General features: G+C 64.3%; 31 protein-coding genes. 18 read left to right on the top strand and 13 right to left on the bottom strand.

All coding sequences use genetic code 11. The features are described 5' to 3' along the window. Positions 1-417: 417 nt before the first annotated feature. The 5 genes from G3N93_RS10990 (at position 418) to G3N93_RS10970 (ending at position 5,044) form a co-directional block, all read left to right on the top strand. Complete coding sequence (locus G3N93_RS10990; RefSeq protein WP_206133011.1) at positions 418-1,818, top strand: cytochrome ubiquinol oxidase subunit I; 1,401 nt, start codon at positions 418-420, stop codon at positions 1,816-1,818. A 3-nt stretch (positions 1,819-1,821) separates the two neighbouring features. Beyond that, complete coding sequence (gene cydB, locus G3N93_RS10985) at positions 1,822-2,829, top strand: cytochrome d ubiquinol oxidase subunit II (protein WP_206133010.1); 1,008 nt, start codon at positions 1,822-1,824, stop codon at positions 2,827-2,829. Between the two features lie 177 nt (positions 2,830-3,006). Continuing rightward, a complete protein-coding gene (locus G3N93_RS10980; RefSeq protein ID WP_174938327.1) occupies positions 3,007-3,927 on the top strand; it encodes a bestrophin family protein in 921 nt (306 codons plus the stop codon). Positions 3,928-4,006: 79 nt separating this feature from the next. Then, positions 4,007-4,600, top strand: a complete 594-nt coding sequence (locus G3N93_RS10975) for an SMI1/KNR4 family protein (protein ID WP_206133009.1) — start codon at positions 4,007-4,009, stop codon at positions 4,598-4,600. Between the two features lie 57 nt (positions 4,601-4,657). Then, the gene (locus G3N93_RS10970) at positions 4,658-5,044 is read left to right on the top strand and encodes a VOC family protein (protein WP_206133008.1); all 387 of its coding nucleotides are present in this window, start codon (positions 4,658-4,660) and stop codon (positions 5,042-5,044) included. Between the two features lie 24 nt (positions 5,045-5,068). Here the strand turns inward: G3N93_RS10970 and G3N93_RS10965 are convergent, their stop codons facing one another. The 3 genes from G3N93_RS10965 to G3N93_RS10955 form a co-directional block, all read right to left on the bottom strand. Then, positions 5,069-5,509: a nuclear transport factor 2 family protein gene (locus G3N93_RS10965; RefSeq protein ID WP_174984605.1), complete on the bottom strand. Its 441-nt coding sequence runs from the start codon at positions 5,507-5,509 to the stop codon at positions 5,069-5,071. A 128-nt stretch (positions 5,510-5,637) separates the two neighbouring features. Then, a complete protein-coding gene (locus G3N93_RS10960) occupies positions 5,638-5,988 on the bottom strand; it encodes a DUF1493 family protein (protein ID WP_174938321.1) in 351 nt (116 codons plus the stop codon). Continuing rightward, entirely contained in the window at positions 5,988-6,416 is a 429-nt protein-coding gene (locus G3N93_RS10955; protein WP_206133007.1) for an STM2901 family protein, read from the bottom strand. The genes G3N93_RS10960 and G3N93_RS10955 overlap by 1 nt, the downstream gene beginning before the upstream one ends. 463 nt (positions 6,417-6,879) lie before the next feature. Between G3N93_RS10955 and G3N93_RS10950 the strand changes: the two genes are divergently transcribed. Next, positions 6,880-7,290: a VOC family protein gene (locus G3N93_RS10950; RefSeq protein ID WP_206133006.1), complete on the top strand. Its 411-nt coding sequence runs from the start codon at positions 6,880-6,882 to the stop codon at positions 7,288-7,290. A gap of 129 nt (positions 7,291-7,419) precedes the next feature. Here G3N93_RS10950 and trpS read toward each other — a convergent pair whose 3' ends face one another. The 6 genes from trpS to G3N93_RS10920 all read right to left on the bottom strand — a co-directional run bounded on the left by trpS (position 7,420) and on the right by G3N93_RS10920 (position 11,678). Continuing rightward, positions 7,420-8,433 carry a tryptophan--tRNA ligase gene (gene trpS / locus G3N93_RS10945; protein WP_206133005.1) on the bottom strand — a complete coding sequence of 338 codons (1,014 nt, stop codon included), beginning with the start codon at positions 8,431-8,433 and terminating at the stop codon, positions 7,420-7,422. Positions 8,434-8,641: 208 nt separating this feature from the next. After that, complete coding sequence (locus G3N93_RS10940; protein WP_174932751.1) at positions 8,642-8,797, bottom strand: hypothetical protein; 156 nt, start codon at positions 8,795-8,797, stop codon at positions 8,642-8,644. Between the two features lie 412 nt (positions 8,798-9,209). Continuing rightward, positions 9,210-10,196, bottom strand: a complete 987-nt coding sequence (locus G3N93_RS10935; RefSeq protein ID WP_206133004.1) for an aldo/keto reductase — start codon at positions 10,194-10,196, stop codon at positions 9,210-9,212. A 94-nt stretch (positions 10,197-10,290) separates the two neighbouring features. Further along, entirely contained in the window at positions 10,291-10,539 is a 249-nt protein-coding gene (locus G3N93_RS10930) for a tautomerase family protein (RefSeq protein WP_174938311.1), read from the bottom strand. Positions 10,540-10,614: 75 nt separating this feature from the next. Then, entirely contained in the window at positions 10,615-11,382 is a 768-nt protein-coding gene (locus G3N93_RS10925) for a glucose 1-dehydrogenase (protein WP_174938309.1), read from the bottom strand. 26 nt (positions 11,383-11,408) lie between these two features. Further along, the gene (locus tag G3N93_RS10920; protein WP_174938307.1) at positions 11,409-11,678 is read right to left on the bottom strand and encodes a DUF4148 domain-containing protein; all 270 of its coding nucleotides are present in this window, start codon (positions 11,676-11,678) and stop codon (positions 11,409-11,411) included. 462 nt (positions 11,679-12,140) lie between these two features. On the opposite strand from G3N93_RS10920, the gene G3N93_RS10915 reads away from it, so the two are divergent. From G3N93_RS10915 to G3N93_RS10905, 3 genes are all read left to right on the top strand, one after another. Beyond that, the gene (locus G3N93_RS10915; RefSeq protein WP_277396534.1) at positions 12,141-12,737 is read left to right on the top strand and encodes a (2Fe-2S)-binding protein; all 597 of its coding nucleotides are present in this window, start codon (positions 12,141-12,143) and stop codon (positions 12,735-12,737) included. A 134-nt stretch (positions 12,738-12,871) separates the two neighbouring features. Then, a complete protein-coding gene (locus G3N93_RS10910; RefSeq protein WP_307873405.1) occupies positions 12,872-14,986 on the top strand; it encodes a molybdopterin cofactor-binding domain-containing protein in 2,115 nt (704 codons plus the stop codon). A 29-nt stretch (positions 14,987-15,015) separates the two neighbouring features. Next, positions 15,016-16,380, top strand: coding sequence for a cytochrome c (locus G3N93_RS10905; protein ID WP_206133002.1), 1,365 nt, complete (start codon positions 15,016-15,018; stop codon positions 16,378-16,380). Positions 16,381-16,407: 27 nt separating this feature from the next. On the opposite strand, the gene G3N93_RS10900 is transcribed toward G3N93_RS10905, so the two are convergent. The 3 genes from G3N93_RS10900 to G3N93_RS10890 form a co-directional block, all read right to left on the bottom strand. Next, a complete protein-coding gene (locus tag G3N93_RS10900; RefSeq protein WP_174938300.1) occupies positions 16,408-17,319 on the bottom strand; it encodes a LysR family transcriptional regulator in 912 nt (303 codons plus the stop codon). Between the two features lie 107 nt (positions 17,320-17,426). Then, positions 17,427-18,659 (bottom strand): MFS transporter, encoded by a 1,233-nt coding sequence (locus G3N93_RS10895; protein ID WP_206133013.1) that lies wholly within the window; start codon positions 18,657-18,659, stop codon positions 17,427-17,429. Between the two features lie 122 nt (positions 18,660-18,781). Then, positions 18,782-19,135 carry a cyclophilin-like fold protein gene (locus tag G3N93_RS10890; protein WP_206133001.1) on the bottom strand — a complete coding sequence of 118 codons (354 nt, stop codon included), beginning with the start codon at positions 19,133-19,135 and terminating at the stop codon, positions 18,782-18,784. Between the two features lie 483 nt (positions 19,136-19,618). Between G3N93_RS10890 and G3N93_RS10885 the strand changes: the two genes are divergently transcribed. From G3N93_RS10885 to G3N93_RS10870, 4 genes are all read left to right on the top strand, one after another. Continuing rightward, on the top strand, positions 19,619-20,266 hold the full coding sequence (locus tag G3N93_RS10885; RefSeq protein ID WP_206122155.1) for a hypothetical protein: 648 nt from the start codon (positions 19,619-19,621) through the stop codon (positions 20,264-20,266). Between the two features lie 81 nt (positions 20,267-20,347). Next, positions 20,348-20,680, top strand: coding sequence for a RebB family R body protein (locus G3N93_RS10880; RefSeq protein ID WP_174932755.1), 333 nt, complete (start codon positions 20,348-20,350; stop codon positions 20,678-20,680). Positions 20,681-20,867: 187 nt separating this feature from the next. Beyond that, on the top strand, positions 20,868-21,224 hold the full coding sequence (locus G3N93_RS10875) for a RebB family R body protein (protein ID WP_174932757.1): 357 nt from the start codon (positions 20,868-20,870) through the stop codon (positions 21,222-21,224). A 181-nt stretch (positions 21,225-21,405) separates the two neighbouring features. Next, positions 21,406-21,729 (top strand): RebB family R body protein, encoded by a 324-nt coding sequence (locus G3N93_RS10870; RefSeq protein WP_174932759.1) that lies wholly within the window; start codon positions 21,406-21,408, stop codon positions 21,727-21,729. An 81-nt stretch (positions 21,730-21,810) separates the two neighbouring features. On the opposite strand, the gene G3N93_RS10865 is transcribed toward G3N93_RS10870, so the two are convergent. Next, positions 21,811-22,485, bottom strand: a complete 675-nt coding sequence (locus tag G3N93_RS10865; protein WP_174932761.1) for a Crp/Fnr family transcriptional regulator — start codon at positions 22,483-22,485, stop codon at positions 21,811-21,813. Positions 22,486-22,894: 409 nt separating this feature from the next. On the opposite strand from G3N93_RS10865, the gene G3N93_RS10860 reads away from it, so the two are divergent. From G3N93_RS10860 to G3N93_RS10840, 5 genes are all read left to right on the top strand, one after another. Continuing rightward, entirely contained in the window at positions 22,895-23,452 is a 558-nt protein-coding gene (locus tag G3N93_RS10860) for an RNA polymerase sigma factor (RefSeq protein ID WP_174932763.1), read from the top strand. A 114-nt stretch (positions 23,453-23,566) separates the two neighbouring features. Next, a complete protein-coding gene (locus G3N93_RS10855) occupies positions 23,567-23,872 on the top strand; it encodes a RebB family R body protein (RefSeq protein WP_174938291.1) in 306 nt (101 codons plus the stop codon). Between the two features lie 35 nt (positions 23,873-23,907). Continuing rightward, positions 23,908-24,513, top strand: coding sequence for a hypothetical protein (locus G3N93_RS10850; RefSeq protein ID WP_241026500.1), 606 nt, complete (start codon positions 23,908-23,910; stop codon positions 24,511-24,513). Between the two features lie 301 nt (positions 24,514-24,814). After that, on the top strand, positions 24,815-25,261 hold the full coding sequence (locus G3N93_RS10845) for a hypothetical protein (protein WP_174938289.1): 447 nt from the start codon (positions 24,815-24,817) through the stop codon (positions 25,259-25,261). 862 nt (positions 25,262-26,123) lie between these two features. Continuing rightward, positions 26,124-26,630 carry a tyrosinase family protein gene (locus tag G3N93_RS10840; RefSeq protein ID WP_374196443.1) on the top strand — a complete coding sequence of 169 codons (507 nt, stop codon included), beginning with the start codon at positions 26,124-26,126 and terminating at the stop codon, positions 26,628-26,630.

Genomic DNA, 26,630 nt, shown 5'->3' with positions numbered 1-26,630 from the left:
CTCCAGGCGGATCGGCCGGCGCGCCGGCCGGGTCGGGCGCGTGCGCCGGACCGGGGGATTCGATGCTGCCGGGCGGGCGCGGCCGAGGGGCTCGGCATGGCCGTGGGCAAGCGTTTCATGGGATCTTAAAGGGGATGAAAGACGCGCCGGATATACAGCGCCGCAATGCGGAAAGCAGTACAGCTGACCATCCCGCAGGCACGAAATGTGTTTTCCGTACACACATCTTCGGCAGCGGAAGCAGCACAGTTTTAACGCGCGTTCGAACGATTGCGAGTATCGTTGCAAACGCGATATCGTCATTCACGCTTCGATGCCATGCGAGTGACCGTTTGTGTTCGCATGTGTTGTCGCCAAGCCGTCGCGCGATTTCCTGCTTCGAGCGTACGTCCTCACAACCACGAGCAAATTACGGTCATGGAAATCTTCGATGCGTTCCATCTCGCCCGATTGCAGTTCGCGTTCACGGTGTCGTTCCACATCGTGTTTCCCGCGATCAGTATCGGTATGGCGAGCTTCCTGGCAGTGCTGGAATGGCGCTACCTCGTCACCGGCGACGCCGCCTACAAATCCATGTTCCAGTTCTGGTCGAAGATCTTCGCGATCGGCTTCGGGATGGGCGTGGTCTCCGGCGTCGTGATGGCGTACGAGTTCGGCACCAACTGGGCCGGCTTCTCGCGCGTCGCGGGCAACATCACGGGCCCGCTGCTCACGTATGAAGTGTTGACGGCGTTCTTTCTCGAAGCCGGCTTCCTCGGTGTGATGCTGTTCGGCTGGCAGCGCGTCAGCCCGCGTGCACACTTCTTCGCGACGCTGATGGTCGCGGTCGGCACGCTGATCTCGACGTTCTGGATTCTCGCGTCGAACAGCTTCATGCAGACGCCGCAGGGCTACAAGATCGAAAACGGCCTCGTCGTGCCGGTCGACTGGTTCAAGATCATCTTCAATCCGTCGTTCCCGTACCGGCTCGTGCACATGACGATCGCGGCGTTCATCGTCGCGGGCTTCATCGTCGCCGCATGCGGCGCGTGGCACCTGCTCAAGGGGCGCCGCGACGAGCCGGTGAAGCGCAGCTTCTCGATGGCGCTGTGGATGCTGCTGGTGCTCGCGCCGATCCAGATCGTCGTCGGCGATGCGCACGGGCTGAACACGCGCGAATACCAGCCGGCGAAGATCGCGGCGATCGAAGGGCTGTGGGAAACCGAGAAGGGCGGCACTGCGCTGAACCTGTTCGGGTTGCCCGACATGCAGGCCGAAACCACGCGCTATGCGATCCAGGTGCCGCACCTCGGCAGCCTGATCCTCACGCACAGCTGGGACGGCGAGATTCGCGGGCTGAAGGAATTCCCGCCGCAGGACCGCCCGTATTCGCCGATCGTGTTCTGGACGTTCCGGATCATGGCGGGCCTCGGGATGCTGATGCTGCTCACCGCGCTGCTCGGGCTGCTGCTGAGAAAGGGCGGGCGTTTGTATGAAACGCGCTGGTTCCAGTGGTTCGTGGTGGCGATGGGGCCGTCGGGCATCCTCGCGCTGCTGGCCGGCTGGATCACCACCGAGGTCGGGCGGCAGCCATGGACCGTGTACGGCGTGCTGCGCACCGTCGATTCGGTTTCGCCGCTCAGCGCGCAGCAGGTCGGCGTGTCGCTGCTGATCTTCGTGGTCGTGTATTTCCTGGTGTTCGGAACGGGTATCTATTACATGATGAAACTGATGAAGCGCGGGCCGGCTGCCCAGGCCGGGTATATCGAGCTGCACCGGCATCCGGGGCTGCGCAAGAGCGCGCTGTCCACGCCGCTGAACGTGACCGAAGCGGAGTAAGCCATGCAAATCGATCTTCCTGTCATTTGGGCCGCGATCATCGGCCTCGGCGTATTCATCTACGTGATGCTGGACGGCTTCGATCTCGGCATCGGCCTGCTGTTTCCGTTCTTCGATGCGAAGGCCGAGCGCCAGGTGATGCTCGACACCGTCGCGCCGGTGTGGGACGGCAACGAGACGTTCCTGGTGCTTGGCGGCGCGGGGCTCTACGGCGCATTCCCGGTCGTGTATTCGACGCTGCTGCCGGCGAACTACCTGCCGCTCGTGCTGATGCTGGTCGGGCTGATCTTCCGCGGTGCGGCGTTCGAGCTGCGCGCGAAGGCCACGCGCACGCAACACATGTGGGATCTCGCGTTCATCGGCGGCTCGGCGCTTGCCGCGTTCTGTCAGGGGATCGTGCTCGGTTCGCTGCTGCAGGGCATCAAGATCGAGAACAACCAGTTCGCGGGCGGGCCGTTCGACTGGCTGTCGCCGTTCAGCCTGCTGTGCGGGATCGGCGTGCTCGTCACGTATGCGACGCTCGGCTGCGGCTGGCTGATCCTGAAGGTCGACGGCGAGCTGCAGCGCAAGATGCGGTTGCTGATGAAGCCGCTCGCGGGCGTGCTGCTCGCCGTGATGGGCGTGGTCAGCCTGTGGACCGTGATCGGGCTGCCGGCCGTCGCGCATCGCTGGTTCGGCAGCGGCAACCTCGGCTGGTTCCTGCCGGTGCCGATCCTCGTCATCGCGTGCGTGTGGGGCATCTTCCACACGGTGAAGCGCGAGCACGAGGCCACGCCGTTCCTGCTGACGCTCGCGCTCGTGTTCCTCGGCTACACGGGGCTCGTGATCAGCATCTGGCCGGACATCGTGCCGCCGTCGCTGTCGATCTGGGACGCCTCGTCGAGCCCTTCGAGCCAGAAGTTCGCGCTCATCGGCACCGTGATCGTGCTGCCGATCATCCTCGTGTACAACGCGATGCAATACCGCGTGTTCCGCGGCAAGGTGCGCGAGGGCGATATCGGCTATCACTGAGCGGCGATCACTGAACGCCGCATGATGTGACGGGCGTGGCCGGCGCGGGCGTATCATCACGCGCAACGCGGCGCCCGTGCCCGGCATTCACCCGACAGCGGCCCGCCACGCGCGGGCCGTTGTGCATCGGGCGCCGGCGCGCCGTTTGATGCATCCCTTGGCAGTCGAGAAAACACCATGATCGTCCGACCACAACAAAACTGGCTCAGGATGCTGTTCGTCTGGAACGGCTCCGTGCTGCAATCGATCATTCCGCAGCTCGTGTTCATGGCGATCGTCAGCACGCTGGCGGTCTTCACGAACGGGCGCATCTTCGGCGAGAAGATCCCGCTCAACACCGCGCCGTTCACGCTGTTCGGGCTCGCGCTCGCGATCTTTCTCGGGTTTCGCAACAGCGCGAGCTTCGAGCGCTTCAAGGAAGCGCGGCATCTGTGGGGCAACCTGCTGATCGCGGCGCGTACGCTGACGTCGCAGTTCAATCGCTACCTGCCCGACGGTGTGAGCGACGCCGAGCGCAACCGGCTCGCCGACCTGCTGATCGCGCTCACCTATGCGCTCAAGCATCAGCTGCGTCATACCGATCCGACCGCGGACCTGCAGCGCATTCTCGGCGCGGAACGCACGACCGAGCTTGGCGGCAAATGCTTCAAGCCCGTCGCGATCCTCGACGAGCTGCGCGGCGGCATCGTCCGCGCACTGGGCCGCGCGCCCGGCAGCGACGCGACCTGCTGGATGTTCGAGACGCAACTCGACGAGGTCGGCAAATCGGTCGGTGGTTGCGAGCGCATCCTGTCGACGCCGATTCCGTTCTCGTACAGCGTGCTGCTGCATCGCACCGTGTATGCGTACTGCGTGCTGCTGCCGTTCGGTCTCGTCGATTCGACGGAGTTCTTCACGCCGCTGATCTGCGTGTTCATCTCGTACACGCTGATCGCGCTCGAAGCGATCGCGAGCGAGGTGGCCGAGCCGTTCGGCCTCGCGCCGAACGCGCTGGCGCTCGATGCGATGACGCGCACGATCGAGCGGTCGGTGCTCGAACTGGGCGATCGCCCGCTGCCGGAGGAATTCATGCCGGCGTCGACGTACCAGATCACCTGAGCGGGGGCGCGCAAGCGCGAAAGTGGTGGATCGCGTCGGGCGCTAGAATGGCGCTTGCCTGTTCTTCGGACCTGACGCGATGACCCTCGTCGACACCTATCTCGCCGGCCTGCGCGCCGCGCTTCCCGACACCGACAACGCGGCGCTCGCCGCGACAACGGGCGCGACGCCCGCGCAGCTCGACGCGTTGCGCGCCGCGTATCCGCAGTGCCCGGCCAGCCTGCTCGAATTGCTCGGCAAGCTCGACGGTACCTACTGGCGCGATTACGGCGGCACGACGGTCAACGTGCTGGTGCTGGGTTCCGACGTTTACGAATACCCGTATTACCTGCTGTCGGCCGGGCAGATGGTCGAGGAAGGCGCGAAGTACCGCGACAGCATCGCGGAGATCTACGGCGACGATGCGAACGACGACAGCGAACTTGTCGATCCGCGCATCGACATCGCACTGCCGATGAGCCGGCGGCTGTGCTTCTCGCACTGCATGAACAACGGTGGCACGTCGCAGCTCTACATCGATTTCGAGCCGGCGCCGGGCGGCAAGGTCGGGCAGGTCGTACGCTTCCTGCACGATCCCGACAGCTACGCGGTGATCGCCGACGACTTCGACGGCTACCTGCGCAAGCTGATCGACGACGGTTATGCGTTTGTCATCGATTTCGACGAAGAATAGCGGTAGGGCGTGACCGCGCGAGCGGCGGCGCCGGCTGCCATTTCAGGAGAGGTTGACATGCGAATCTACGTGACGAGTATCTTTGTCGACGACCAGGACAAGGCGTTGACGTTCTATACCGACAAGCTCGGGTTCAAGCTGAAGAACAACGTGCCGGTGGGCGAGTACCGCTGGCTGACCGTGGTGTCGAAGGACCAGCCGGACGGCACCGAGCTGCTGCTCGAGCCGAGCAATCATCGCGCGGTCGGGCCTTACAAGCAGGCGCTGTACGAGGACGGCATTCCGGCGGCATCGTTCCAGGTCGACGATCTCGACGAGGAGTACGCGCGGCTCGGGGATCTCGGTGTCCGCTTCACGCTGGAGCCGATGGACGCGGGGCCCGTGCGCGTCGCGGTCGTCGACGATACGTGCGGGAACCTCATTCAATTGATGCAGATGAAGTGAAGTCACGCGCCGCGCGCGCGGCGTTCAGCACACCGTGACCGGCGGCGCATTGTGCATCCAGCTGCGCTCCTGCGTGCGGCGCTGGATGCGCCACCCGCATTCGGTTCGCACCAGCAGGTCGCGATACCAGAGCCCGACGAAGCACACGCGATCGTCGCCGGCTTCATCGGCCGAGATCATCATCGCCTGGCCGGCCGTTCGCGCGGTCGCGGCATCGCCGTCGACGATCAGCAGCGCCGTCGAAATCGTGTGCTGCGTGCCGCGCATCGCCGACGTCACCTGTTCCAGATAGGCGGCAATCTCTGAGCGGCTGCCGGCCGGACCGCCGAAGGCCGTGTAGTCGAGTGTCGCATTGGCCGCGAAGAGACGCTCGAATTCATGCCAGTCGTGGCGGTCGACGGCGTGGCAATAGCGGGTCAGCAGATCCTGGATCTCCATCCGGTCGATCGTTTCCTGGGGCGTCATGGTGTCGTGGGTGGGTGGATGACGGGGAAACGATAGCGGGGGCGCAAGGGCGCGACATCGGCGGAGTGGACTAAGGCGGCTGGAAATTTACGATCCGTCGAGCAAGCGCAGGGGGCGGCCGATACCCATCATTCCTTGATCGCCTCGGAGTCCCACTTGCCCAGTGAGGCGGCCTTGCACAGCATGTCGACGGTCAATGTCTCACGTTTGAACGCATGGGGTTTCCTGAGCAGGTACTTGCGCACGACGTGATACAGGATTCCCTCACCCTCCATCAGGAAGTATCGTCCGAAATCGTAGTCGCCACGATCCACCTCGAAGCGGGTGAAGAATCGATCCATGAAAATGTCCGCATCGTCTCCGGTTTGTCCGAGATCGTCGGATACGGAGGTGTTCCCGGTAATCCGGCGCTTGCTCGATACGGCTGCTTCCTCGCGAACGAACGCTTCCAGCCTTTCCCACAATCGACGATCGTCCATTACCGAATCCTGTCCTCCGGTTTGGCAATCAGGTTGTACCGGGAAACGGTGTTTCGGACAATATGGAAGGCGTCCTTGGCGAGCAGGACCCAGCCGACGCCTGGCACGGTCCGGCCTACGAATACCGCAAGGCGATGAGTCAGGATGACGCGCAGATTCCCGATGCTTTGCAGTGTGACGGTTGGAAGTACCTTGCGCTTGAATTCATACCTGAATACCGATCGTGCCATCACCGATGCAACGGAAGTCCCGTGGGTCGCCCCGAGTGGTTTGGCGCGGGTCGGAAGGAGCGGCAAGCCGGAAACAATCAGGATAACGGCTTCGATGTCGTCGATTCCGGCTCGCTTGCACGTTTCATCGGCGGCAATCAGGAAGAATAGGTCGATCGGACTCAGGTTTGGCTGAATCTGGTAGCGACAGGTGTTCACTCGGTGCCCTCACGGTGCCGGCGAAGCAAGCCGCAAGTGCTGCGCGTTTCGCTTGCCGTCTTTGTTTTCGGTGGGCCACGTTAGCGAGACCGCCATTGCAGGTCAATTTCGGATGGCGGGCGTGCATGTGGCTTGCGATGGCTCGAGCGCTCGGACGCGAGCTGCGTGATGGCCCGCGTTTGCTGCGCTGTCATCGGTGAGCGGCGCGAGAGCAATCTTGGCCAGTGCGGTTCCGGGCACCACGGATGGCTCGAATCGAACGGTTTCCAAGTGTTGCCGGGCGTGTTCAGGACCGGTGCCCGTTTTGAAAGCGGCTTCGTGCTGCATCCGTCGGGGCCACAGCGAGCCGAGGTGCTGGCCGAATGCCGCGACCCGGTCGCACGAACGCTGGCAGGGATGGTTGGTCGGGGCGAAACGGGCACGGGTGTGTGTAGACTCATGCTCATTTAACGGAGCACACCTCATGCAATTGCTGGATCATGTATCCATCAGCGTGCCGGATATCGACCTGGCGCGCCCGTTCTACGATGCCATCATGGCCGCGCTGGGTGCGACCAAGGTCTATGACCGGCCAACCGCACTCGGATATGGCGAACGCTGCAATGCGAACGACACCGCGTCGACTTGCGTGGCGGTCTATCTGGATCCCGCTGAAATCGGCGAGAGCAAGCGGCACTGGTGCTTCAAGGCTGCGAGCCGCGAGCAGGTGGATGCGTTTTTCGAAGCCGGCCTCGCGACGGGCGGGCAGTCCGACGGCGAACCCGGCTTGCGGCCGCATTATCACGGCGACTACTACGGTGCGTTTCTCGTGGACCCGGCCGGCAATCGGGTCGAGGCGGTGTGCCACGCGTCCGTGCCACCGCGCGCATCGTGATGAAGCGGCGCGTGCATCGACGCTCGCTCGCACACGTGACGTGGTGAACGCCGCGCGCCGGCTCGATGCCGTCCGGCGGCGCGCGAAGCGCATTCGCGTGCTCGCCGCCGGCGCCGGCGCCGGCGCCGCTCAATCGAAGTAGTTCAACCCCATCGCACCCTTGACCTCCGCGAGCGTCGCGCCGGCCACGTCCCGTGCGTGCATCGTGCCGCGCTTGAGGATCGCCATCACTTCGGCCTTGTCGGCCTCGAATTCGCGACGGCGCGCGCGGATCGGCTCGATCAGCGCCTGCAGCCGCTCGTCCAGCACGCGCTTGACGACGCTGTCGCCGAGCCCGCCGCGACGGTAATGCGCCTTCAGCTCATCGACCTTCTGCACGTCGGGCTCGAACGCATCGAGGAACGTGAACACGACGTTGCCCTCGACCTGGCCGGGATCGCTCACGCGCAGGTGGTTCGGGTCCGTGTACATGTCCTTCACGGCTTGCGTGATCTCGTCCGGCGTCGAGCCGAGCGTGATCGCGTTACCGAGCGACTTGCTCATCTTTGCCTTGCCGTCGATCCCCGGCAGCCGCGTGACCGGCGACAGCACGGCCTCGCATTCGACCAGCACCGGCTGCTCGACGGTCGCGTTGAAGCGGCGCACGAGTTCGTTGGTCTGCTCGATCATCGGCAACTGGTCGTCGCCGACCGGCACGTGCGTCGCCTTGAACGCGGTGATGTCGGCCGCCTGGCTCACCGGGTAGGTGAGGAAGCCGGCCGGGATGTCGCGCTCGAAACCGCGCAGGCGGATCTCTTCCTTGATGGTCGGATTGCGTTCGAGGCGTGCGACCGTGACGAGGTTCAGCAGGTATTGCGACAGTTCTGCGAGCTCGGGCACCTGCGACTGCACGACGATCGTCGAGATCGACGGATCGATGCCGACCGCGAGATAGTCGAGCGCGACTTCGATCACGTTCTCGGTGACGCGCTGGCGGCGGCCCATGTTGTCGGTCAGCGCCTGCGTGTCGGCGAGCAGCAGGAATTGCTTCGCTTCGTGCTGCATCTGCACGCGGGCGCGCAGCGAGCCGATGTAGTGGCCGAGGTGCAGCGGGCCGGTCGTGCGGTCGCCGGTGAGGATGGTCGGTCGGGTCGGGTGGGTCATGTTGGTCGTTGCTCCGGGTTATCGAAGCCGCCAGCCATGGTGTCTGCGCAGAAACGCAAATGCCGCCATCGCTGGCGGCATCACGTTTGGGACATGCAAAAGGAAACGGGCCGCCTGGGTCAGGCGCGCCACCAGCAATGCACGTTCGGCGAGGCGGGTTGGGTTTCCATTGCGTGAGTATAGCGTAGTGCGGGGAGGGCGTGCCGCGTCAGCGGATGACCGACTCCATCGCGAGGTACGCGGTTTCGGCCGACGGCCACAGCAGGTACAGCAGCCCGGCCATCAGCAGCAGCGCGCCGGCACGTACCAGCGGCGTGCGGTCTTTCTCGCGCGGAGAGCGGGTGGACGGCTTCGAGTTCTTCATGCTTGCTGGCGCACGAGGCGCCACTCCAACGGTTGCTGCAACGGGTCGGGTGGGGCGACGCCGGGGTGTTGCGGGTTTGACGGGGCAGGGGTGCGGTTCAGGGCACCGGAGCGCGACGGCGCGGTGAGCCGGTCGCGCGGAAAAAAAGGGACGGTTGAGTGTCCGGCTGCCGTCTATGCAGCGGCGACGTGCATCGTACCAAATCGTCGGCATGGGCACAGTCAAGAATTGTCGGGGACGGGGCGGCCATCCATGTGGCTCGATCATCGGCATCCGCGGCGACGATCGCAGGCGCAAGGGGAGCGGTGGGACGGTACCGTTCCCACGGCACCGTCCGGTAGACAGGAGGGAAACGGTCTTGAAGAGAGGCGGGGCGCGCCAGCCTCGCGTTGACGTGAAACCGCTCAACCGCTTACCACGCGTAGGCCACCGGCGCTTCGCCGCCCGGGCCCGGCCAGATCTCGTCCAGCTTGGCCTGCGTCTCGTTGGAGAGTTTCAGCGAGAGCGCGTTGAGGTTTTGCCGCAACTGCTCGATCGTACGTGGGCCGCTGATCGCGGCGGTCACGACCGGGCGGTGGAGCAGCCACGCCAACGCCACGTCGGCGGGCGCTTCGCCCAGCGTGTCGCACAGTGCCTCGTAGGCTTCCAGCTGCGGGCGTAGCGCGTTGATACGTTGTTGCAGCCCCGGCGTGGCCCGGCGACCGTCGGCGAGCTTGCGCAGCACGCCGCCCAGCAATCCCATACCGATCGGGCTCCACGGAATGAGGCCGATGCCGAAGTGGCGCAGCGCCGGGATGACTTCCAGCTCGACGGTCCGCTGGGAGAGGTTGTAGAGGCTTTGCTCCGATACCAGCCCCAACAGGTTGCGCGAGGCGGCGACACATTGCGCGGTGGCGATGTCCCACCCGGCGAAATTGCTGCTGCCGACGTAGGTGATCTTGCCGTCGCGAATCAGTTGCTCCATCGCTTGCCAGATCTCTTCCCAGGGTGTCGCCCGATCGATGTGGTGCATCTGGTACACGTCGATATGATCGGTCTTCAACCGTTTGAGGCTGGCATCGCAGGCACGGCGTATGTGATAGGCCGACAGATACTTGTCGTTCGGCCCGGTATCCATCGGTTGATACACCTTGGTCGCGAGCACGATCTTGTCGCGTCGTCCACCCTGTGCGAGCCAGCGGCCGATGATTTCTTCTGAGAGGCCGAAGCCCTTTTTCATGTCGGGGGACTGCGGGCCGCCGTAGACATCGGCCGTGTCGAAGAAATTGATGCCGGCGTCCAGCGCCGTGTCCATGATCCCGAAGCTGGTTGATTCGTCGGTCAGCTCTCCGAAGTTCATGGTACCCAGACCGATACGGCTGATTTTCAGGCCGGTACGGCCAAGATGGGTGTAGTCCATTGCGTCATGCTCCTGCGATGGTCGCTATCGAGATGTGATCGCGACGTGTCGTCGAATCGTTGGTTCGGAGTGGGGAGCGGCGCCAACTGATTGCTCAGCTTTCCGCACTCGTCGCGAGCGGGCCATAGCCGGGACGTTTGAGCAAGCGGTCCGCTGCGGCTTCGATATCGGGGCCGTAGATTTGCCGCATCCATTCGTCCGGCGCGACTTCTTCCACGGCAACCGACACCGAGCCGGCGTCGAGCGCGAGTACGTCCATGACGGTTTCCGTCAGCCGGTTGGCCAGCACCTGCTTGATTGCGCTGGTGCGCCCTTCAACAATCTTGACGATGAGATGCGGCATGAAAAAACTCCGATCGTTTCGGTTCGGGATTTCAACCGAGAGGCGATGGCGCGTCGTCGGCCTGCGCCGACGATCTCAGTGAGCCGTGAAACCGCCGTCTACCGGAAGGCCGACACCCACGACGAAGCTGGAGCCGGGACTGCACAGCCACAGAACGGCCGCCGCCACTTCGTCTGCCGTGCCGAGTCGGCCGATCGACTGCTCCTTCAGGATCTCGGCCATGGCGCCGGCCTGCTGCCTGAGCATGTCCTGCACCATCGGCGTGTCGATCGTGCCGGGACATACCGCGTTGATGCGCACGCCGCGGGACGCGTATTCGACCGCGGCACTCTTCGTCATGCCGAGCACCGCGTGCTTTGTGCCGTGATAGGCCGCGCGCCCCGGCAGGCCGATCAGGCCGCCGAGGGATGAGTTGTTGACGATCGCACCGGCCCCCTGTGCGCGCATTACCCGGAGTTCGTGCTTCATGCTAGCCCAGACGCCGAACTGGTTGACGGCGACCACACGCGAAAAACTTTCTGCAGGCTCATCGGCCGCGTCGCTCGGCGGTACCTGGATACCGGCGTTGTTGAACGCCATGTCGAGACGACCGAATCGTGCAACCGTCTGATCGACGGCGGCAGCGATCTGTGCTTCGTCGGTGACGTTGCAGGCCAGCCCGATGGCGATTCCGCCTGCGTCGACGATCTTGGCCGCCTCCTGCGCGGCAAGATTGCCATCGAGATCGGCCAGAACCACGGAGGCGCCGCTGCGCGCGAACGCGCGGGCGGCGGCGAGGCCCATGCCCATCGCGGCGCCCGTTACCAGCGCCACATTGCCGTTGAAATCGTAAGTCGGATTCATGTTGTCGGATCTCCGTCACTATCGATTCAGTTGCACGCGCTCGACGTGCCGTTGTTGGCCAGTCGCGGTTGTAATGTGGAATCCTGATGAGTTGAAACCCTGAAAGACGCGGTCTGGGCGTCATCCACCCAGGTACGGGGATTCGCACGGGCGGGGTTGAAGCCGGCGGCCTGATATCGCGCCATTTCGGTGTAGACCTGCTCGCGCGTCAGGCTTTGCGACACAGACTGAGCGGATGCCAGCAACGGACTCGAGACGGCGAGGAGGGTGACAAGAAGGCGAAGGACGAAGTTCACGATGTGGGTTCCGGACAAGGCTGATGGCTGCGGTGCATTTCATGGGCAGCGCGGGTTGGATCGGACAGACTGGGGCGTCGTCGACGTCTTCCGCACGATGGTGGCGAGCGGACGCAGTGCGCAAGGGATCGATCGATTTGGAGAGTCTACGTTTGCGCGGCGATTTGATTAAGCGGCCGGCCCGACTAGAGCCTATAAGCAATTTTCATGAATCGTCGGGTGGGAAACCGGAGACGGACCGATGCCGCATCCCGCGCCATCGCGAGCGGCAGCCGGATCGACCGGAGCTATCCGGCGGCTGACCGACTCATTAGCGTCACTGATATACCTTATATGAACCATGTGGTTAATCTGCAAAAACCAGCGTGCTAGCATCGATTGAAACATGCGGAAGACACCGGATACGCTTCGTCGATCCATGTGGAGTCCATATAAATAATCGTTAAGAAAAACGGAAGAATCATGCTGCTTCATATCAACGGCAAGACCCATGAGGTTCGGTCCGACGGTGACACGCCGCTGTTATGGGCGATTCGCGATGAACTCGGCCTGACGGGAACGAAGTACGGTTGTGGGCTCGCGCAATGCGGTGCCTGCTCGGTTCTGGTCGACGGCGCGCTGATGCGGTCGTGCGTCACGCCGATCGAGGGGGTGGCCGGACGCAGGATCATGACGATCGAGGCGATCGAAGAGGACGAGATTGGCGAGCGAGTCGTCGCGGCGTGGGTCAGGCACCAGGTTCCTCAATGCGGGTACTGTCAGTCCGGTCAGGTCATGGCCGCGACCGCATTGCTCAAGCAGAATCCGCATCCGACAGACGAGCAGATTGCTTCGGCGATGATCAACCTCTGCCGCTGCGGGACGTACAACGCGATTCGTGCCGCGATGTACGACCTGTCGGGCAGCCCGACCGCCCAGGCTGGCGCCGATCGTTTGGCCGGGCCAGCCGTCCCGAACCTCGGCACCGCAGCGACGGCCACTGTGGCCGGTATCGCCATCGTGAGCATGATCGCACGCGAGAAGCCCGGTACCGACGAAGACGCGCGGGGTGATGCGTGATGAAAGGTGCCGACACGCCCGGGCCGGGCGATACGTTCCCGATCGGCGAACCGACGAACCTTTCCCGGCGACGTTTCCTCCTCGCTTCCGCAGGCACGGCCGCCGGCGCATTCGTACTCGGGTTCGGCCTGCCGGTGCGTGCCGCGCGTGCCGGAACGGTCGCGGCGGTGCCCGGTACACGCGTCCCGGCATTCCTGGAGATTCGTCCGGATAGCACGATCCGGCTGCTCAGCCCGTTCATGGAGGGCGGCCAGGGCATCTTCACGGCAATGGCGCAGATTGTCGGCGAAGAGCTTGATGCCGATCCCGCGCACTTCGTCGTGGAAAGCGCGCCGCCCGGTGCCGAGTACAAGGTCATGGAAAACGGGATGCGGATTACCGGCGGCAGCATGTCGGTGCGCATGAGCTATCCGACGATGCGCCGCCTCGGCGCCTTGGCGCGCCGGATGCTGCTGCAGGCGGCGGCTGCGCAACTGCGTGTGCCGGTGGATGGGCTGAGCACGGAACCTGGCAGGGTGGTCCATCGCGCGTCCGGCCGCTCGCTCGACTACGGGCAGCTCGCCGCGCACGCGATGGATCTGCCGCTGCCCGATCCCGCGAGCGTGAAGCTGAAGGATCCCGCGCAGTTCCGCTGGATCGGCAAGCCGGTCCGGCGCGTGGACGTGCATCAGAAATCGACCGGCAAGGCGATGTACAGCATCGACAGTCGCGTGGATGGCATGCTGCAGGCCGCGGTCCAGCATGCCCCGCGACTTGGGCTGACCGTGGGCGCGATCCGCAATGAGACGCAGGTCCGCGCGATGAAGGGCGTGCATTCCGTTCATCGCTTGCCGGGCGCGGTCTCGGTGGTGGCCGAACGCTGGTGGGACGCGAAGCGTGCGGCGGAAGCGCTCCAGGTTGACTGGCGGGAGCCCGGGCCGGACTCCGCCGTGCGTTACATGCCTGCCGATTTCTCGACGTCGGCATTCGCGCAACGCCTCGCCGGAGAACCGGGAACCGGCGACGATGCGGAGGTCGTGGGCAATGCGGACGCTGCGTTCAAGCGTGCGCAGAAGGTCGTCAGCGCGACCTATCACAGCCAGTATCTGAATCACGCGCAGCTGGAACCGCCGTCGGCGCTTGCGCGATTCAACGCCGACGGGTCGCTTGAACTGTGGATGCCGAATCAGGCGCCCGAGATGTTCCAGGCTGATATCGCGAAACGAACGGGCCTGGCTGTCGAGAAGGTGATCATCCACTCGCCGCTGCTCGGCGGGTTCTTCGGGCGGCATTTCCTGTACGACACGGCCCTTGTGTATCCGCAGGCGATTCAGCTGGCCAAGGCAGTCGGACGACCGGTCAAGGTTGTATGGAGCCGCGAGCAGGAGTTCCTGCGGGATGCATTGCGGCCGATGGCCGCGGTGCGCTTTCGCGGCGGACTCGACGCACAGGGGCTGCCGATCGCCCTCGAAGCCGTGACGGTCACCGAAGGTCCCACCGAGGCGTTGAGCAACAAGCGCGGCGAGAAAGTGGATCCCAGTGCCGTTGAAGGGCTGGCCGGCAAGCAATACGCGATTCCGGATCGCCGCATTGCACGGCTTTATGTGAAGAGCCCGGTGGTGCAAGGTTATTGGCGGTCGGTCGGCAACTCGATGAACGACTTTTTCTACGAGACGTTCCTGGATGAGCTTGCTGACGCGGGCGGGCACGACCCGTACGACCTGCGGATGCGGATGTTGAGCGGCAACACACGGCTCACGAATCTGTTGCAAGCAGTAGGCGAAATGTCGGGCGGCTGGAAGCGCGGACCGTTCACGGCTGGCGACGGTACGCGTCGCGCGCGCGGCGTCGCGATGGCAAGCCCGTTCGGTACCGAGGCCGCGGTGATCGCGGAGGTGTCGATCGAGCAAGGGCAGGTCAAGGTGCACGACATCTGGGAGGCGATCGATCCAGGCAGCGTCGTCAACCCGGCCATCGTCCAGGCACAGGTGAGCAGCGCGGTGGCGCTCGGGCTGTCCCAGGTCCTGCTGGAGGAGACCGTGTACGAAAAGGGCGTGCCGCTCGCGCGCAACTACGACATGTACCCGATTCTGCCGCCAGTGCGCATGGCACGCGTGCACGTCCGGATCATCGAGAGCGGCGAGAAGATGGGCGGCATAGGCGAGCCGCCGTTGCCGGCCGTGCCGCCGGCGGTGGCCAATGCGGTTGCCCGGCTGACTGGCCGGCGCATTCGCAGCATGCCGCTCTCGCGCTACACGTTCAACACGTGAAGCTCCCGTTCGGAAAACCTCGCCTGACAATGAAAAAAAGCCGCATCAAGAAAACCCTCGCCATCCTGCTGCCCGCCTGCGTTGCCGTGGCGGCCGGCGTCGCCTGGTTCGCGACCCGTACACCCGCGTCGCCGTTCGATGGCGCCGCCGATGCGGGCGTGCCGTCGGCCGAACTGATTCGACACGGCGAATACGTCGCGCGGCTCGGCGACTGCGTCGCGTGCCACAGTACGCAGAACGGTGCACCGTTCGCCGGTGGCCTCGAGATGGCTACGCCGCTCGGGTCGATCTTTGCGACGAACATCACGCCCGACGGTGCAACCGGCGTCGGCCGCTATACGCTCGCGGATTTCGACCGCGCGCTGCGCCACGGTGTCGCGCGCGACGGTCATCGCCTCTATCCGGCGATGCCGTACCCGTCCTATTCGAAGCTTGCCGACGACGACGTGCGTGCGCTCTATGCGTACTTCATGCACAGCGTACAGCCGGTTCGAAAGGAAAACAGGCGCAGCGATATCCCGTGGCCGCTGAACATGCGGTGGCCGCTCGCGCTGTGGAATGCGGTATTCACCAAGCAAGATGCGTATCAGGCGAAAGTGTCGGCCGACGGGCAATGGAGCCGTGGCGCCTATCTCGTCCAGGGACTCGGTCATTGCGGCAGCTGTCACACGCCGCGCGGCCCAGCGATGGACGAGAAAGCACTCGACGAGCGCAGTACCCTGTATCTGGCGGGCGCCGAACTGGACGGATGGTATGCACCGAGCTTGCGGGGCGACGCGAACACCGGGCTCGGCCGCTGGAGCGAGGACGATTTCTTTCGTTTCCTGAGGACGGGGCGCAACCCGCATGCGGTCGTGTTCGGGTCGATGGCCGACGTATTCAACAACTCGACGCAGTACATGACGGACGACGATCTGCGCGCTGTCGCGCATTATCTGAAGTCGCTGCCTGGCAATCCTGCGCGCGACGGCGCACCGTGGCAGTACGACGCGGCGTCCAACGATCACCTCGCGCTCGATCAGCGGTTGAAGGTGCCCGGCGCACAGACTTTCATCGCGAAATGCAGCGCGTGTCATGGCATCGACGGGCGCGGACAGGGCGTGTGGATACCGCCTCTCGCAGGCGCGGCGTCGTCGATGAGCAATACGAACGTGTCGTCCATCAATGTGACGTTGAACGGCTCCGGCCGTGTCGTGGCGGGTGGCGTGCCGGACGCCTATCGCATGCCGCCGTTTCGCAAGCAGCTCTCCGATCAGGAGATCGCGGACGTACTGACCTTCGTCCGGACGTCATGGGGCAACCGTGGCGGCGCCGTGAGAACCGATGAGGTGAAGCATCTTCGCGAATTGACGCATCCGGCCAGCAGCAACGTGATCGTGCTGCAGATGCGGTGAGTCTAGTCACGGTGATGCGCGCGCCGTTCAGCGTTTCACCTTCTTCGACCGGGTGAAGCGCAACGCTTGCACCACGAGCGAAAATGCCGGCGACAGCTGACGCCTGCTCGGATAGTACAGATGGTAGCCGCCGAATTCCGGGCACCATTCATCCAGCACGCGTACGAGCCGGCCGCTGTCGATGAGCGGCATCAGCTCGTCTTCGGGCAGCAGCGTGATGCCGAGCCCGGCCAGCGCCGCGTCGATCTGCGGCTGCGTGGTATTGAAGATCAGCTGTCCGTCCACGCGGACGTTCACGCGTTGGCCCCGGCGCTCGAAATCCCAGACATACAGGCCGCCGGAGGTGGTCATCCGCTGGTTGATGCAATTGTGCGCGGTCAGGTCCTGAGGCGACTTCGGGACGGGGTGGGCGGCAAAATACGCCGGCGATGCAACGACGGCCAGCCGCAACGGCGGCCCGATGGGAACGGCAATCATGTCCTTGTCGATGGTGTTGCCAAGGCGAACGCCGGCATCGAAGCGGTCTGCCACGATGTCGCGGAAACCATAGTTCACGTCGAACTCGATCCTGATATCCGGATATGCGCGCAGCAGCGGGTCGAGCTTCGGCAGCAGGATGCTGTGTAGCGCGTAGTCTCCGCATGTAATGCGCACCGTGCCGGCTGGCTTGTCGCGCAACTCGGTCAGCGCATCGAGCTCCGCTTCGATTTCGTCGAAGCGATTGCCGATGGCCTGAACCAGACGCTCGCCCGCGGCGGTGGGCGAGACGCTGCGGGTCGTGCGGGTCAGCAGCCGGATTTGCAATCGCTCCTCGAGGCTCCGAATGGTCTGGCTCAGGGCGGGTTGCGTGACACCGAGCGCCGCGGCGGCACGGGTGAAACTGCCTTCGCGCGCGACGGTGACGAAGGCCCAGAGGTCGTTGAGATTGCGCCTTCCCATAGCCCAGCCTCTCGCGGAAATTGACTGGCCGTATTTATATATTCTTTTGGATTCAGCGGCCAGTCGAAGGGGGTATCAAGCGGTTCCTGCCGATCGGGTCCATTCGATCAGGCGCCACGTGCTGCGGCCCCGCGTGCCGTCATGACCGTCAGGGCGGCGGAGACCGCCAGCAGCGCGGCGCTCACGACGAACGTGCTTCGATACCCGCTGTGGTCGAACAGCACGCCGCCCACCGTGGAGCCCAGTGCGATGGACATCTGGACGACGGCGACAAACAGGCCGCCACCGGCTTCGGCGTCGTTCGGAAAGACCCGGGCAATCCAAGCCCACCAGCCGACGGGCGCCGATGTGCCGGTCAGCCCCCACAGCCCGAGCAGTGCGACGACGGCGGCAATCCATCCTCCGAACACGATCAGGGCCACGGCGATCGCCGCCATCAGTACGGGCAGCGCGATCAGCGTCGGATAGAAGCCGCGCTGCAGGAACCTGCCGATGAGCACAGTGCCGACGAAACCCGCGGCGCCGATCACGAGCAGGACGAGTGAAATCGACGGCCCATGCACCTGCGTGACGGTTTCAAGGAAGGGCCGTACATAGGTGAACAACGCAAACTGCCCCATGAAAAACAGGCTGCCGGCCAGCATGCCCACGGCGACGCCGGGGCGTCTGAACAGCGTGAATACCCTGAACACGTGAGCGATGCCCGACGGCCGTGCCGCCGCGGGCATCGAAGGTAGCGTGATCCATTGCCAGACGAGCGCGATCAGCACGACCGGCACGAGGCACAGGAAGGCGTCGCGCCAGCCGATGACAGCGCCGAGATACGCGCCGAGCGGCGCGGCCACCACCGTGGCCAGCGCATTGCCGCCATTGACGATGGCGAGGGCGCGCGGCACCTGGGACGTCGGCACCAGCCGGATGGCCGTGGCCGCCGACATGGACCAGAAACCGCCGACCACGACGCCGATCAGCGCCCGGCCCAGCATGTAGGTGAGGTAGTTCGGCGCCAGCGCGACGATCGTGCCGGAAACGCCCATCGCAGCCGTGAGCCCCAGTAACAGCGTCTTGCGGTTCAGGCTGCCGGCCAGCCCCGAAATGAACAGGCTCGTCAGCACCGCGAAGGTGCCTGAGATCGCGATTCCCTGGCCTGCCATCCCCTCGCTGACGTGAAGGTCGGTCGCCATGGGTGTCAGCAGGCTGACTGGAAGGAATTCCGATGCGATGAGGGCGAACGCACATACCGACATCGCGAAGACGCTGCTCCATGGTGTTGCTTGCGCATCCGGTTCATTGAGGGCGTCGGAATTGCCCGTCGGGTTGTCGATGAGGATGTTTGTCATGGAATACGGTTGGTTGCGTCGCTCGGTGGGAAAAGTCATGCCCGCGGCGGCCGTGCTGCGGACGTTGCGCATGCGAGGGGCCAGACCATCTGGCATGAAATGTCGTCGTTAGTCGGACGGGCTCAGGGCTCGGCGCGTTCGATCCGGACTTCGTACGGTCCGGGTTGCGCCAGGATGGACAGGCCTTCGTCCACCTTGCCCAACGGCAACAGGCTTCGTGAATAGGTGCGCGGCTTGATGAAAATCGCCAGGTTGGCCCATGGTGCGTAGTGAGCGAGTTCGCCGGCTTGCGGCGCAATTCCGGCGGGGGCGCCCGCGACGGACAGTGGGCGAGGCAGGTCCGACACACGTTCGATGACGTCATAGTCGGTGAGCGTCAACGACATCGGCAGTAGCATCGCGAAGTCTTTCGCGGTGGCGTTGTCGTACAGCGTGGCGGTGGCGACCTGGTCACCGACGATCAGTCGAATCTTCATGAGGGGTGCTTCCGAGAATGGTGGCGACGTACGGACCGATGGCGGGGACGCCGCACTTCCGAGGGCCCAGCTTGCCAGTACCAGCAGCGAGCTTCCCAGCAGCGCGCGTGCTCCGTGCCACAACCGGCCCATTGACGCGGGGGCGGAGATCTTCATGCGTCACATGATCCCGGTTGGGCACCGCGCTGACTAGCTACTTAATGATTAAATGGCCTATAAGATTGCCTAATTAATTCATGTTGTCGCCCCGCTCCGATACGCGCGGCCTGCGCACGCAGCGCTCGATTTCACAGACCCGTCTCAATGTTCGTCCCTACAGCGGTCCCGCCGAACTTTCCGGCGAGGCCATCGCACGTCCATTTCCGGGAGAACACCATGCGATATCCATTGCACCCTGCCGACCAGCGCGCCTCGGCGCCGCGTCCGTCCGCCCCTCGACCGCACGCACCGGCGCCGCGGGCGGACATCGAGGGGAGGTAAGCCATGAGCCACGAAGCACTCGACCCGCTGCTGCGGCAGTTCGCGGAGAAGCGACTGGGGCGGCCCCTCGCGCCGGCCGAAGAACAGATGCTGCTGGAGCAACTGCCGAGCCGGAACGGGAACCCGCCAGCGCCGGGCGCCGGCACGGCCACGCCGGCACCCGCCGCGAACCGGCCGTTGCCGCAGTTGAAAACCCGGCAGGAGGCACGCGAACAGGTCAAGCATTTCCTGCAGCTCAACCAGCAGAAGGCGTACGAGAAGATGCGCGGCATCCTGCAGACGATCGACGCACAGAACGAGACGACCCTCGGCATGCTGGCGTCGGAACAGCGGAAAGTATCGGGCGTACTCGACGCGCACGAGCCGCAGGGCGACGCGCAGGCATCCGGCGCGGCCGACATCCAGGACAGCACCCGCGAGGCGCTGGCGATGATCGGCGAGCAGTTGACGGGCCTGATCCGGCAGGAAATCGACGCATGCTTTCGGCAATACGTCGATTCGCTCGCGGAACGGCTCGACGCCAGGCTCGACGCGATGGAGGCGCGGTTGCGAAGCGCCGACGCGGCGCCGGCCCCGGCCGCACCGTCCGAACCGACCGCTGTCGTCGCCGCTGCCGTTCACGATCCCTCCGGCCAAGCGTCCATGGAGTAGCACGCGGGTGATTCGGCAGAAAGCGAAACCGGCCGACCCCCGATGTGCGATCTCTCAACTACGTGAACCAAGGAGCAACAAATGGCTGATACGTGTCAAGTGTGCCAGGTCAATCCCGCGATTACCGATGCGGTCACACAGGTCAACGTCAAGGTGGTCGCGGAAGCGCCGGCAATGGCGATGGGCTCGCTGTACCAGGCCCAGAGCCATTCGCTCAGCATCCTGTTCGAGAACGCGGTGCAGCAGCAGTCGCAGGCCGCCATCCAGTCGCAGACGTCGACGAACGTGGGGACGATGCAGCTCTATACGATCGGGCCGGAAAGCGCGGGCGCGGCGGCCACGGAAATCGGCGCGAACGGGATCATCTCCATTCTGGCCGACGTGATCGCGATCGGGAAGGCAGTCAAGGTCTGACGCGCTATTGCAACGCCGTGGTTGAGCGGCGGCGCAAGCGGCAAGCGCCGCCAATGCCGCCGCCGCGCTGCGGACCCGCATGGCCGCCGGCGCCAGAACAGCGGTGCCGCGCGGAGTTCCGGAGCAAACGACAGAACGGGCAGAGCCGATTCGATGCGGCGCCTGTTCGCGAACCAGGAGAAATACGATGGCAGATGGCACAAACGACTCGAAAGACCCCTGCAACTGCAAGACGTGCGCGGTGAACGCCGCGATCACCGACGCGGTCACGCAAACCAACGTCAAGGTGGTCGGCGAAGCGCCGGCGATGGCAACGGGCTCGCTGTACCAGGCCCAGAGCCATTCGCTCAGCGTGCTGTTCGAGAACGCGGTGCAGCAGCAGTCGCAGGCGGCGGTACAACTGCCGACCTCGACGAACGTGGGCACGATGCAGCTGTACACGCTCGGGCCGGCGAGCGCGGGCGCTGCCGCGACCGAAATCGGCTCGAACGGCGTGCTTTCCGTGCTGGCTGACGTGCTTGCGCTCGGCAGGGCGCTTGCCTGACGCGCAGCTTCGCGTCGACGCCGGGCGGTGGCCCCCGATCGGTGGCTGCCGCCCGGCGCCCGATGTCGTCTCGACGCCCGCGAAGGCGGGCCCCGGCGGCGTGCGGCACGCATCGCCGACCGACCCACTCATGCTATCGCCGTGACTGCACCGCAGCGGCGAGCCAACCAGGAGCAACGACATGCCGGAACAGGTTTCCGCCGCGGTGACCGATGCGGTCACGCAAGCCAACGTCAAGGTGGTGGGCGAGGCGCCCGCCGTGGCCTTGGGCACGCTCATGCAGTCGAACAGCCATGCATCCGCGATCCTGCTGCACAACGCGGTGCAGATGCAGGCGAACCAGGCGATGTCCAATCTCGCCGCGACGACCGTCGGCGTCATGCAGCTCTATGCCGGCTCGCCGGCGGCAGCGGCCGGTGCCGCGCGGTCGGTGAACGACAGCTTTGCGTCGCAGCTGGCCGCCGTCGCGCAGTTGATGAACGCCATCGGCCACTGGCGCGGCTGATGCTCCCCGCGCGCCGCCCGACCCGGCGCACGCGATTTCCCCGCGCCGCGGCACCGCACGACGCTCGTGCGTGCCCGGCCGTCAATTGGCGTCGACGATGGTCCGGAGCTGCTCCGGCTTCTCGATCGTCACGCCGCGTTCGTGAAGCCGGATCAGGCCGTCGCGCTGCATCTTCTGCAGGCTGCTGTTCAGTCGCGGCCGGCTGACGTTGAGCATCGCCGCGAGGACGCTCTGGTTCTCCGGCAGCGGCACCTCGAGGCCGTTCCCTTGCATGCGGTTCAGCAGATGGCGCGCGAGCCTGGCGTCGAGCCGGTACAGGCATGCCGACTCGACGAAGTCGCTCAGCTGGTGGATATGCCGGCACAGCTGCTCGTGGATGCGACCCATGAATTCCGGGTTGGCCAGCAGCGGCGCGAAGTACTGGCGATGCAGCAGCGAAATGCGGCAGTCGGCGCTCAACTGAGCGGTGAAGTTGCGCCGGTGCGCGCGAATCAGCGTGTTTTCGCCGATGAGTTCGCCCGGCATCGAGTGGCCGAGAATGATCTCGCGTCCACCGGGTTCGTGCAGCGTCTTGTAGACGTGTCCGCGGTGCACGAATGCGACGAAGTCCCCCGGATCACCCTTGAAGAACAATAGGCGATTGCCGCGTTCGGGCCAGGGCGTGACATGCCGCTCGATATGCGCGATCAGGCTTTCCGGGAGGTCGATGAGTATCGGTATATTGCGCAGCGTCTGAGCGTTAGCAAGGGCAGGCATGTTTTCCGCGCGAGGTTGTTTGACGATACGGCCACCTAGCGAAAAACGCTGCCTTCGGCATTACGTGAAAAATGAATAGTGAAAATATCGGGATAATCGGCAAGCTGTCCGGACAGGGCGGCACGTTGGCGGCAACGGCGCTTGATCGATCGACATGGGTAGCTGCATGCCGGCGCACGAACCATTCGCGGCGGCAGTCGTTCTGTTTCATCGCAATGCCGTTATTCAGGCCCCGGCGACGCACCTGAAACAACGGATCGGGCTATGCCGGAGAATTGAAATTTCCGTTCATAATAATCAAGAAAATTTACTGAAGCCGATTATCGTTATAACGGTGTTACACGGGTAACAGCGCCATTCGCGGAGTCGAATCGATTCTGTGTTTTCCATAAAAACTGGAAGGCACGGGATGACAACCTCGAACCAGCACGCTGCCCCGACGCCCGAGTCTTCGGCGCAGCAGCTCGATCGCACGTGGCGGGAAATGCAGGGGAAATTGCGGCGCCGCGCGCGCCTGCTGTGCAAGGGCGATATTCACCGCGCCGACGAACTGCTCTCCGATACCGCACTCAAGGTCCACATTTACCTGCAGCGCTCGCCCGAGCGCGTTCAGAACCTGGCCGGTTTTCTCTTTCTGGTGCTGAACCACGCATTCCTCGATGGCGCACGGCGCCGGCTGCGCGAAAGCGGCATGCTCGAATTCGACCCGGGCTGGGACGACGATCACACCGTCGAGCTGGCCGGCCACGCGCCGTCGGTGGAGCAGCAAATGCTGCTTCGACAGCAGTTGGTGCGTCTCCAGCAGGCACTGTCCACGCTGCCCGCTCAGCAGCAGATGCTGTTCACGCTCAAGTTCGAGGAAGACCGGCCCTATCTGCACATCGCGGCGACACTCGGGATCAACGAGCCGCTGGCCCGAAAGCGGGTCGAGTTGTTGCGCAAGAAGTTGCGCGAGGAACTCGCGTAAGCGTGTTCACGAACGCGGGCACGCAGCGTTCCTAACGGCATGTGCGGCGTCGCTGGCCTGCCGGCCCGTCCGTTCCTTCAATCGCATGCCGGAGCCGGGTTCCGAGGAGGCCTCGTGGCAGACAAAGTCAATGAGCAGATTACCGATGCGGTGACGCAGACCAACGTCAACGTCGTCGCGGGATCGCCGGCCCAGGCGCTGGGCACGCTTTACCAGATGTTCAGCCAGGCCGTCGGCATCTCGGCGCAGAACATGACGCAGCAGCAGGCCGCGCTGAACCAGATTTCGAACGCCGTCGTGTCGAAGGCGGTGGCCATGATCCTGTCCGTCGAAGCGTCGCCGAAGGGCGCATCGGGCGGTGGGTCCGGCGGCGCGCCGCAGGTTCCGGCGGCCGGGCCGCAGACGGGCCCCACGCATTAGGACGCGATGATTATCGGGATACCTGAATGATGAACATGAAAGGTCTTTTGGGCGGACGCGGTGACGGCACGACACAGACGCCGGACGATGTCGCGGACGCCGCAGCCGAAGCCACGACGCCGGCCGATGTCGCGCCGCACGTCGCGACACCGAAAACCGGCGCGCGCGCGTGGCCGGTCAACCGGCTGCGCCGCTTCACCGATGCACTGAAAGCACCGAACCAGGTCGCGAATGCGGCCGGGTCCGGCGGCTCGGCGCTGCAGACCGTGCAGGCGATCAATGCGGAGGCGGCGTCCTATGCGACGACGCAGATTGCCGTCGGCCCGAACATGATGATCACGCAGGCGGGCGGCATGGTCGCGCAGGCGGCGGCCAACTACTTCGAGGCGACGACGTCGCTGGCGATCGCGGGCAAGAGCGTGCTGATGAAGGACCTGGCGCAGAAGACCGTCGACGAGAACGTGCCCGGCATGGCGATGGATGCGGTGGGCCTGTTGTTGACCGACCTGTTCGTGGCGACCGCGGCGATCGTCGCGGGCGCCGCGGAAGCGATCGAAGGGGAGGCCGCCAGTGTCGCACTCGACAGGATCGACGAGAGCCTGCAGAAGTATCAGGCGCTGCTGGACAAGAAGGGCGCGTAGGGTGCGCCGACGCTGCAGCCGTGGGCCGCGTGGGCAGCGTCGACGGGGCCCACGGCAGGCGCGAAACCACCGGCATTGAATCGATGCATGCGTGATCGCCCGCGTGGCGCGGATGATCGCGCCGATGTGAGACGTCGCGGGCAAGTGCCTTCCGCACGCGCACCGACGAAGCATCAATCGACACGACCCGCCGGGCCGTCAGGCCCGATGCGGGATGTGAGCGGCGGGACCGACGTGCGTTCGCTTTCCGGAACACGTCGCGGCCCGCTACCGGCAGTCCTATCAGTCACGTGAGGAACCCATGGCCTACATCATTCAAAACGTACACGGTCCCGCGCCGCTGGCGGTTGGCGAGCGCACCTGGGGCGATGCGACGGAAATCGATTTCGGTGCGATGACGAGCTGCATCGCGCTCGTCGAGCAGGCACCGGCCCAGCCCACGCAGGTGCGCGGAATCCACCTGTCGATCGTCAGCGCCGACGGCACGAAAGTCTACGATCCGGCGGCAGACGTAGCCGGCCAGGTCGAGACGATCATGCAGCAGAGCGGCGATCTGCGTGCATGCCTCGGCCGCATCGACCTCTGGCAAGCCAGCCAGTCGCAAGAACTGCAGGATTTCTTCGTCGGGCTGATGCAGAGCCTCGACATGCTCAATTGGGTGCAGGTGGAGGACGGCAACCTGCGGGTGCGGATCCACGGTGGCGTGATGCAGTATCAGCACGGCACCGGTGCATGGACCAACGTGTAGCCGGTACGATCCGTTGGGGCTGGTGCCCGCGGTGTGCGTGGGCGCCGGTTCGAATGGGCCAGTCGAGCATTGTCGTGGATGGGTGGGGCGTAAGGGGGTAGTCGAATGGCCGAGAGGCCACCCGCCCGGAATCTCGTCGTTCAAATGTCGCGATGCAGTCTTCCTTGTTCTCCGCGCGCTTTCATCCGCTCTCGCGACGCGGACCCCACTCACCGGGGACATGAGTTCGCGGCACCATCATCCAGTTCAACTCGAGACGCGCTCCCGGCCAGAAACGATGACATCAGCCGAGCGCCAGCCGACGATCGTAAGGTAACCGTCGGCCGATTGCATTAATAAACTCCGTCACGCACCTGTGATTATCAGGCGCGGGGTTTTTACGATCCCGTCGTGAATGTGCTCGATTATTCATGAAAATAAAACGAGCCAATGGTCGCTTCCGCGCCCACATTTTTTTGATAATCAATCCCGCCTTGTCCTTGCTAAAACAAACACAATCTGCTTTATTTACTCATACCAAATCAGGATAAAACGCTATCGGGGCATCTCGGCTACTTTGCCAGGCATTCGTGCCTGCCGAATCGGCATCGATTCACCACGGCATCCCTACGATCTGAAGGCGTAGCCCCTTTTCAGAGGCCGTGTTGCGCCTGTTGCGCGTGTCCACGCCCCCATGGAGGCGACCCGGTGACCACGCGGGCCCGCCTATGGCCCGCCGATTAATGCTTTCAAAATGCCAAGCGCTATTTTAATAAAACGAATTCAATTGAACGTGAGTTTGACTGATTTTTGAATTACCTGCTTACGTTCAAAACCTGGCGGCCAAACCGTAACGCTACCCACGAAGAGGGCTGGACACATCATGAATAACGCACCTGGAGTCAGAGTTCGTCCGTCGATCGAATCGTTGCAAGCTGAATATCTGAAAGGCAACAAAAAGCCGCTGGAAGACGTGATGCGCGCGTGGAAAGGCATCAAGGCATTGCCGCCCGACGATCCGAACTCGTTCTTCATGATCGGCGGCTTCCACGGCGAGCCGTTCCGCGGCGCCGGCTGGGGTTCGGCGTCTTACTGGGGCGGCTACTGCAACCACGGCAACGTGCTGTTCCCCACCTGGCACCGGGCTTACCTGCTGCGGCTGGAGCAGGCGCTGCAGAGCATCCCCGGTTGCGAGCAGGTGATGCTGCCGTTCTGGGACGAAACCAGCGAAGAGTCGCTGACGAAAGGCATTCCGTGGGCGCTGACCGACCCGGATTTCGAGCTCGACGGCGAAAAGATTCCGAACCCGCTGGCTTCCTTCGCGTTCAATCGGGCGATCACCGACAACATCAACGGCGACAATCCGAACTACAGCAAGCCGCTGCCCTAA

The organism is Burkholderia sp. Se-20378 (assembly GCF_017104665.1).
Classification (GTDB): domain Bacteria; phylum Pseudomonadota; class Gammaproteobacteria; order Burkholderiales; family Burkholderiaceae; genus Burkholderia; species Burkholderia lata.
This window is presented reverse-complemented; position numbering and strand designations above follow the sequence as displayed.

Coding starts and splice junctions, on each gene's coding strand:
- G3N93_RS10905 (WP_206133002.1), top strand. CDS start 15,016: ATGAAAAAAAGCCGCATCAAGAAAACCCTCGCCATCCTGCTGCCCGCC.
- G3N93_RS10870 (WP_174932759.1), top strand. CDS start 21,406: ATGCCGGAACAGGTTTCCGCCGCGGTGACCGATGCGGTCACGCAAGCC.
- G3N93_RS10890 (WP_206133001.1), bottom strand. CDS start 19,135: ATGAAGATTCGACTGATCGTCGGTGACCAGGTCGCCACCGCCACGCTG.
- G3N93_RS10970 (WP_206133008.1), top strand. CDS start 4,658: ATGCGAATCTACGTGACGAGTATCTTTGTCGACGACCAGGACAAGGCG.
- G3N93_RS10885 (WP_206122155.1), top strand. CDS start 19,619: ATGAGCCACGAAGCACTCGACCCGCTGCTGCGGCAGTTCGCGGAGAAG.
- G3N93_RS10950 (WP_206133006.1), top strand. CDS start 6,880: ATGCAATTGCTGGATCATGTATCCATCAGCGTGCCGGATATCGACCTG.
- G3N93_RS10925 (WP_174938309.1), bottom strand. CDS start 11,382: ATGAATCCGACTTACGATTTCAACGGCAATGTGGCGCTGGTAACGGGC.
- G3N93_RS10850 (WP_241026500.1), top strand. CDS start 23,908: ATGAAAGGTCTTTTGGGCGGACGCGGTGACGGCACGACACAGACGCCG.
- G3N93_RS10940 (WP_174932751.1), bottom strand. CDS start 8,797: ATGAAGAACTCGAAGCCGTCCACCCGCTCTCCGCGCGAGAAAGACCGC.
- trpS (WP_206133005.1), bottom strand. CDS start 8,433: ATGACCCACCCGACCCGACCGACCATCCTCACCGGCGACCGCACGACC.
- G3N93_RS10840 (WP_374196443.1), top strand. CDS start 26,124: ATGAATAACGCACCTGGAGTCAGAGTTCGTCCGTCGATCGAATCGTTG.
- G3N93_RS10880 (WP_174932755.1), top strand. CDS start 20,348: ATGGCTGATACGTGTCAAGTGTGCCAGGTCAATCCCGCGATTACCGAT.
- G3N93_RS10990 (WP_206133011.1), top strand. CDS start 418: ATGGAAATCTTCGATGCGTTCCATCTCGCCCGATTGCAGTTCGCGTTC.
- cydB (WP_206133010.1), top strand. CDS start 1,822: ATGCAAATCGATCTTCCTGTCATTTGGGCCGCGATCATCGGCCTCGGC.
- G3N93_RS10900 (WP_174938300.1), bottom strand. CDS start 17,319: ATGGGAAGGCGCAATCTCAACGACCTCTGGGCCTTCGTCACCGTCGCG.
- G3N93_RS10975 (WP_206133009.1), top strand. CDS start 4,007: ATGACCCTCGTCGACACCTATCTCGCCGGCCTGCGCGCCGCGCTTCCC.
- G3N93_RS10865 (WP_174932761.1), bottom strand. CDS start 22,485: ATGCCTGCCCTTGCTAACGCTCAGACGCTGCGCAATATACCGATACTC.
- G3N93_RS10860 (WP_174932763.1), top strand. CDS start 22,895: ATGACAACCTCGAACCAGCACGCTGCCCCGACGCCCGAGTCTTCGGCG.
- G3N93_RS10895 (WP_206133013.1), bottom strand. CDS start 18,659: ATGACAAACATCCTCATCGACAACCCGACGGGCAATTCCGACGCCCTC.
- G3N93_RS10935 (WP_206133004.1), bottom strand. CDS start 10,196: ATGGACTACACCCATCTTGGCCGTACCGGCCTGAAAATCAGCCGTATC.
- G3N93_RS10845 (WP_174938289.1), top strand. CDS start 24,815: ATGGCCTACATCATTCAAAACGTACACGGTCCCGCGCCGCTGGCGGTT.
- G3N93_RS10965 (WP_174984605.1), bottom strand. CDS start 5,509: ATGACGCCCCAGGAAACGATCGACCGGATGGAGATCCAGGATCTGCTG.
- G3N93_RS10930 (WP_174938311.1), bottom strand. CDS start 10,539: ATGCCGCATCTCATCGTCAAGATTGTTGAAGGGCGCACCAGCGCAATC.
- G3N93_RS10980 (WP_174938327.1), top strand. CDS start 3,007: ATGATCGTCCGACCACAACAAAACTGGCTCAGGATGCTGTTCGTCTGG.
- G3N93_RS10915 (WP_277396534.1), top strand. CDS start 12,141: ATGCTGCTTCATATCAACGGCAAGACCCATGAGGTTCGGTCCGACGGT.
- G3N93_RS10960 (WP_174938321.1), bottom strand. CDS start 5,988: ATGGACGATCGTCGATTGTGGGAAAGGCTGGAAGCGTTCGTTCGCGAG.
- G3N93_RS10875 (WP_174932757.1), top strand. CDS start 20,868: ATGGCAGATGGCACAAACGACTCGAAAGACCCCTGCAACTGCAAGACG.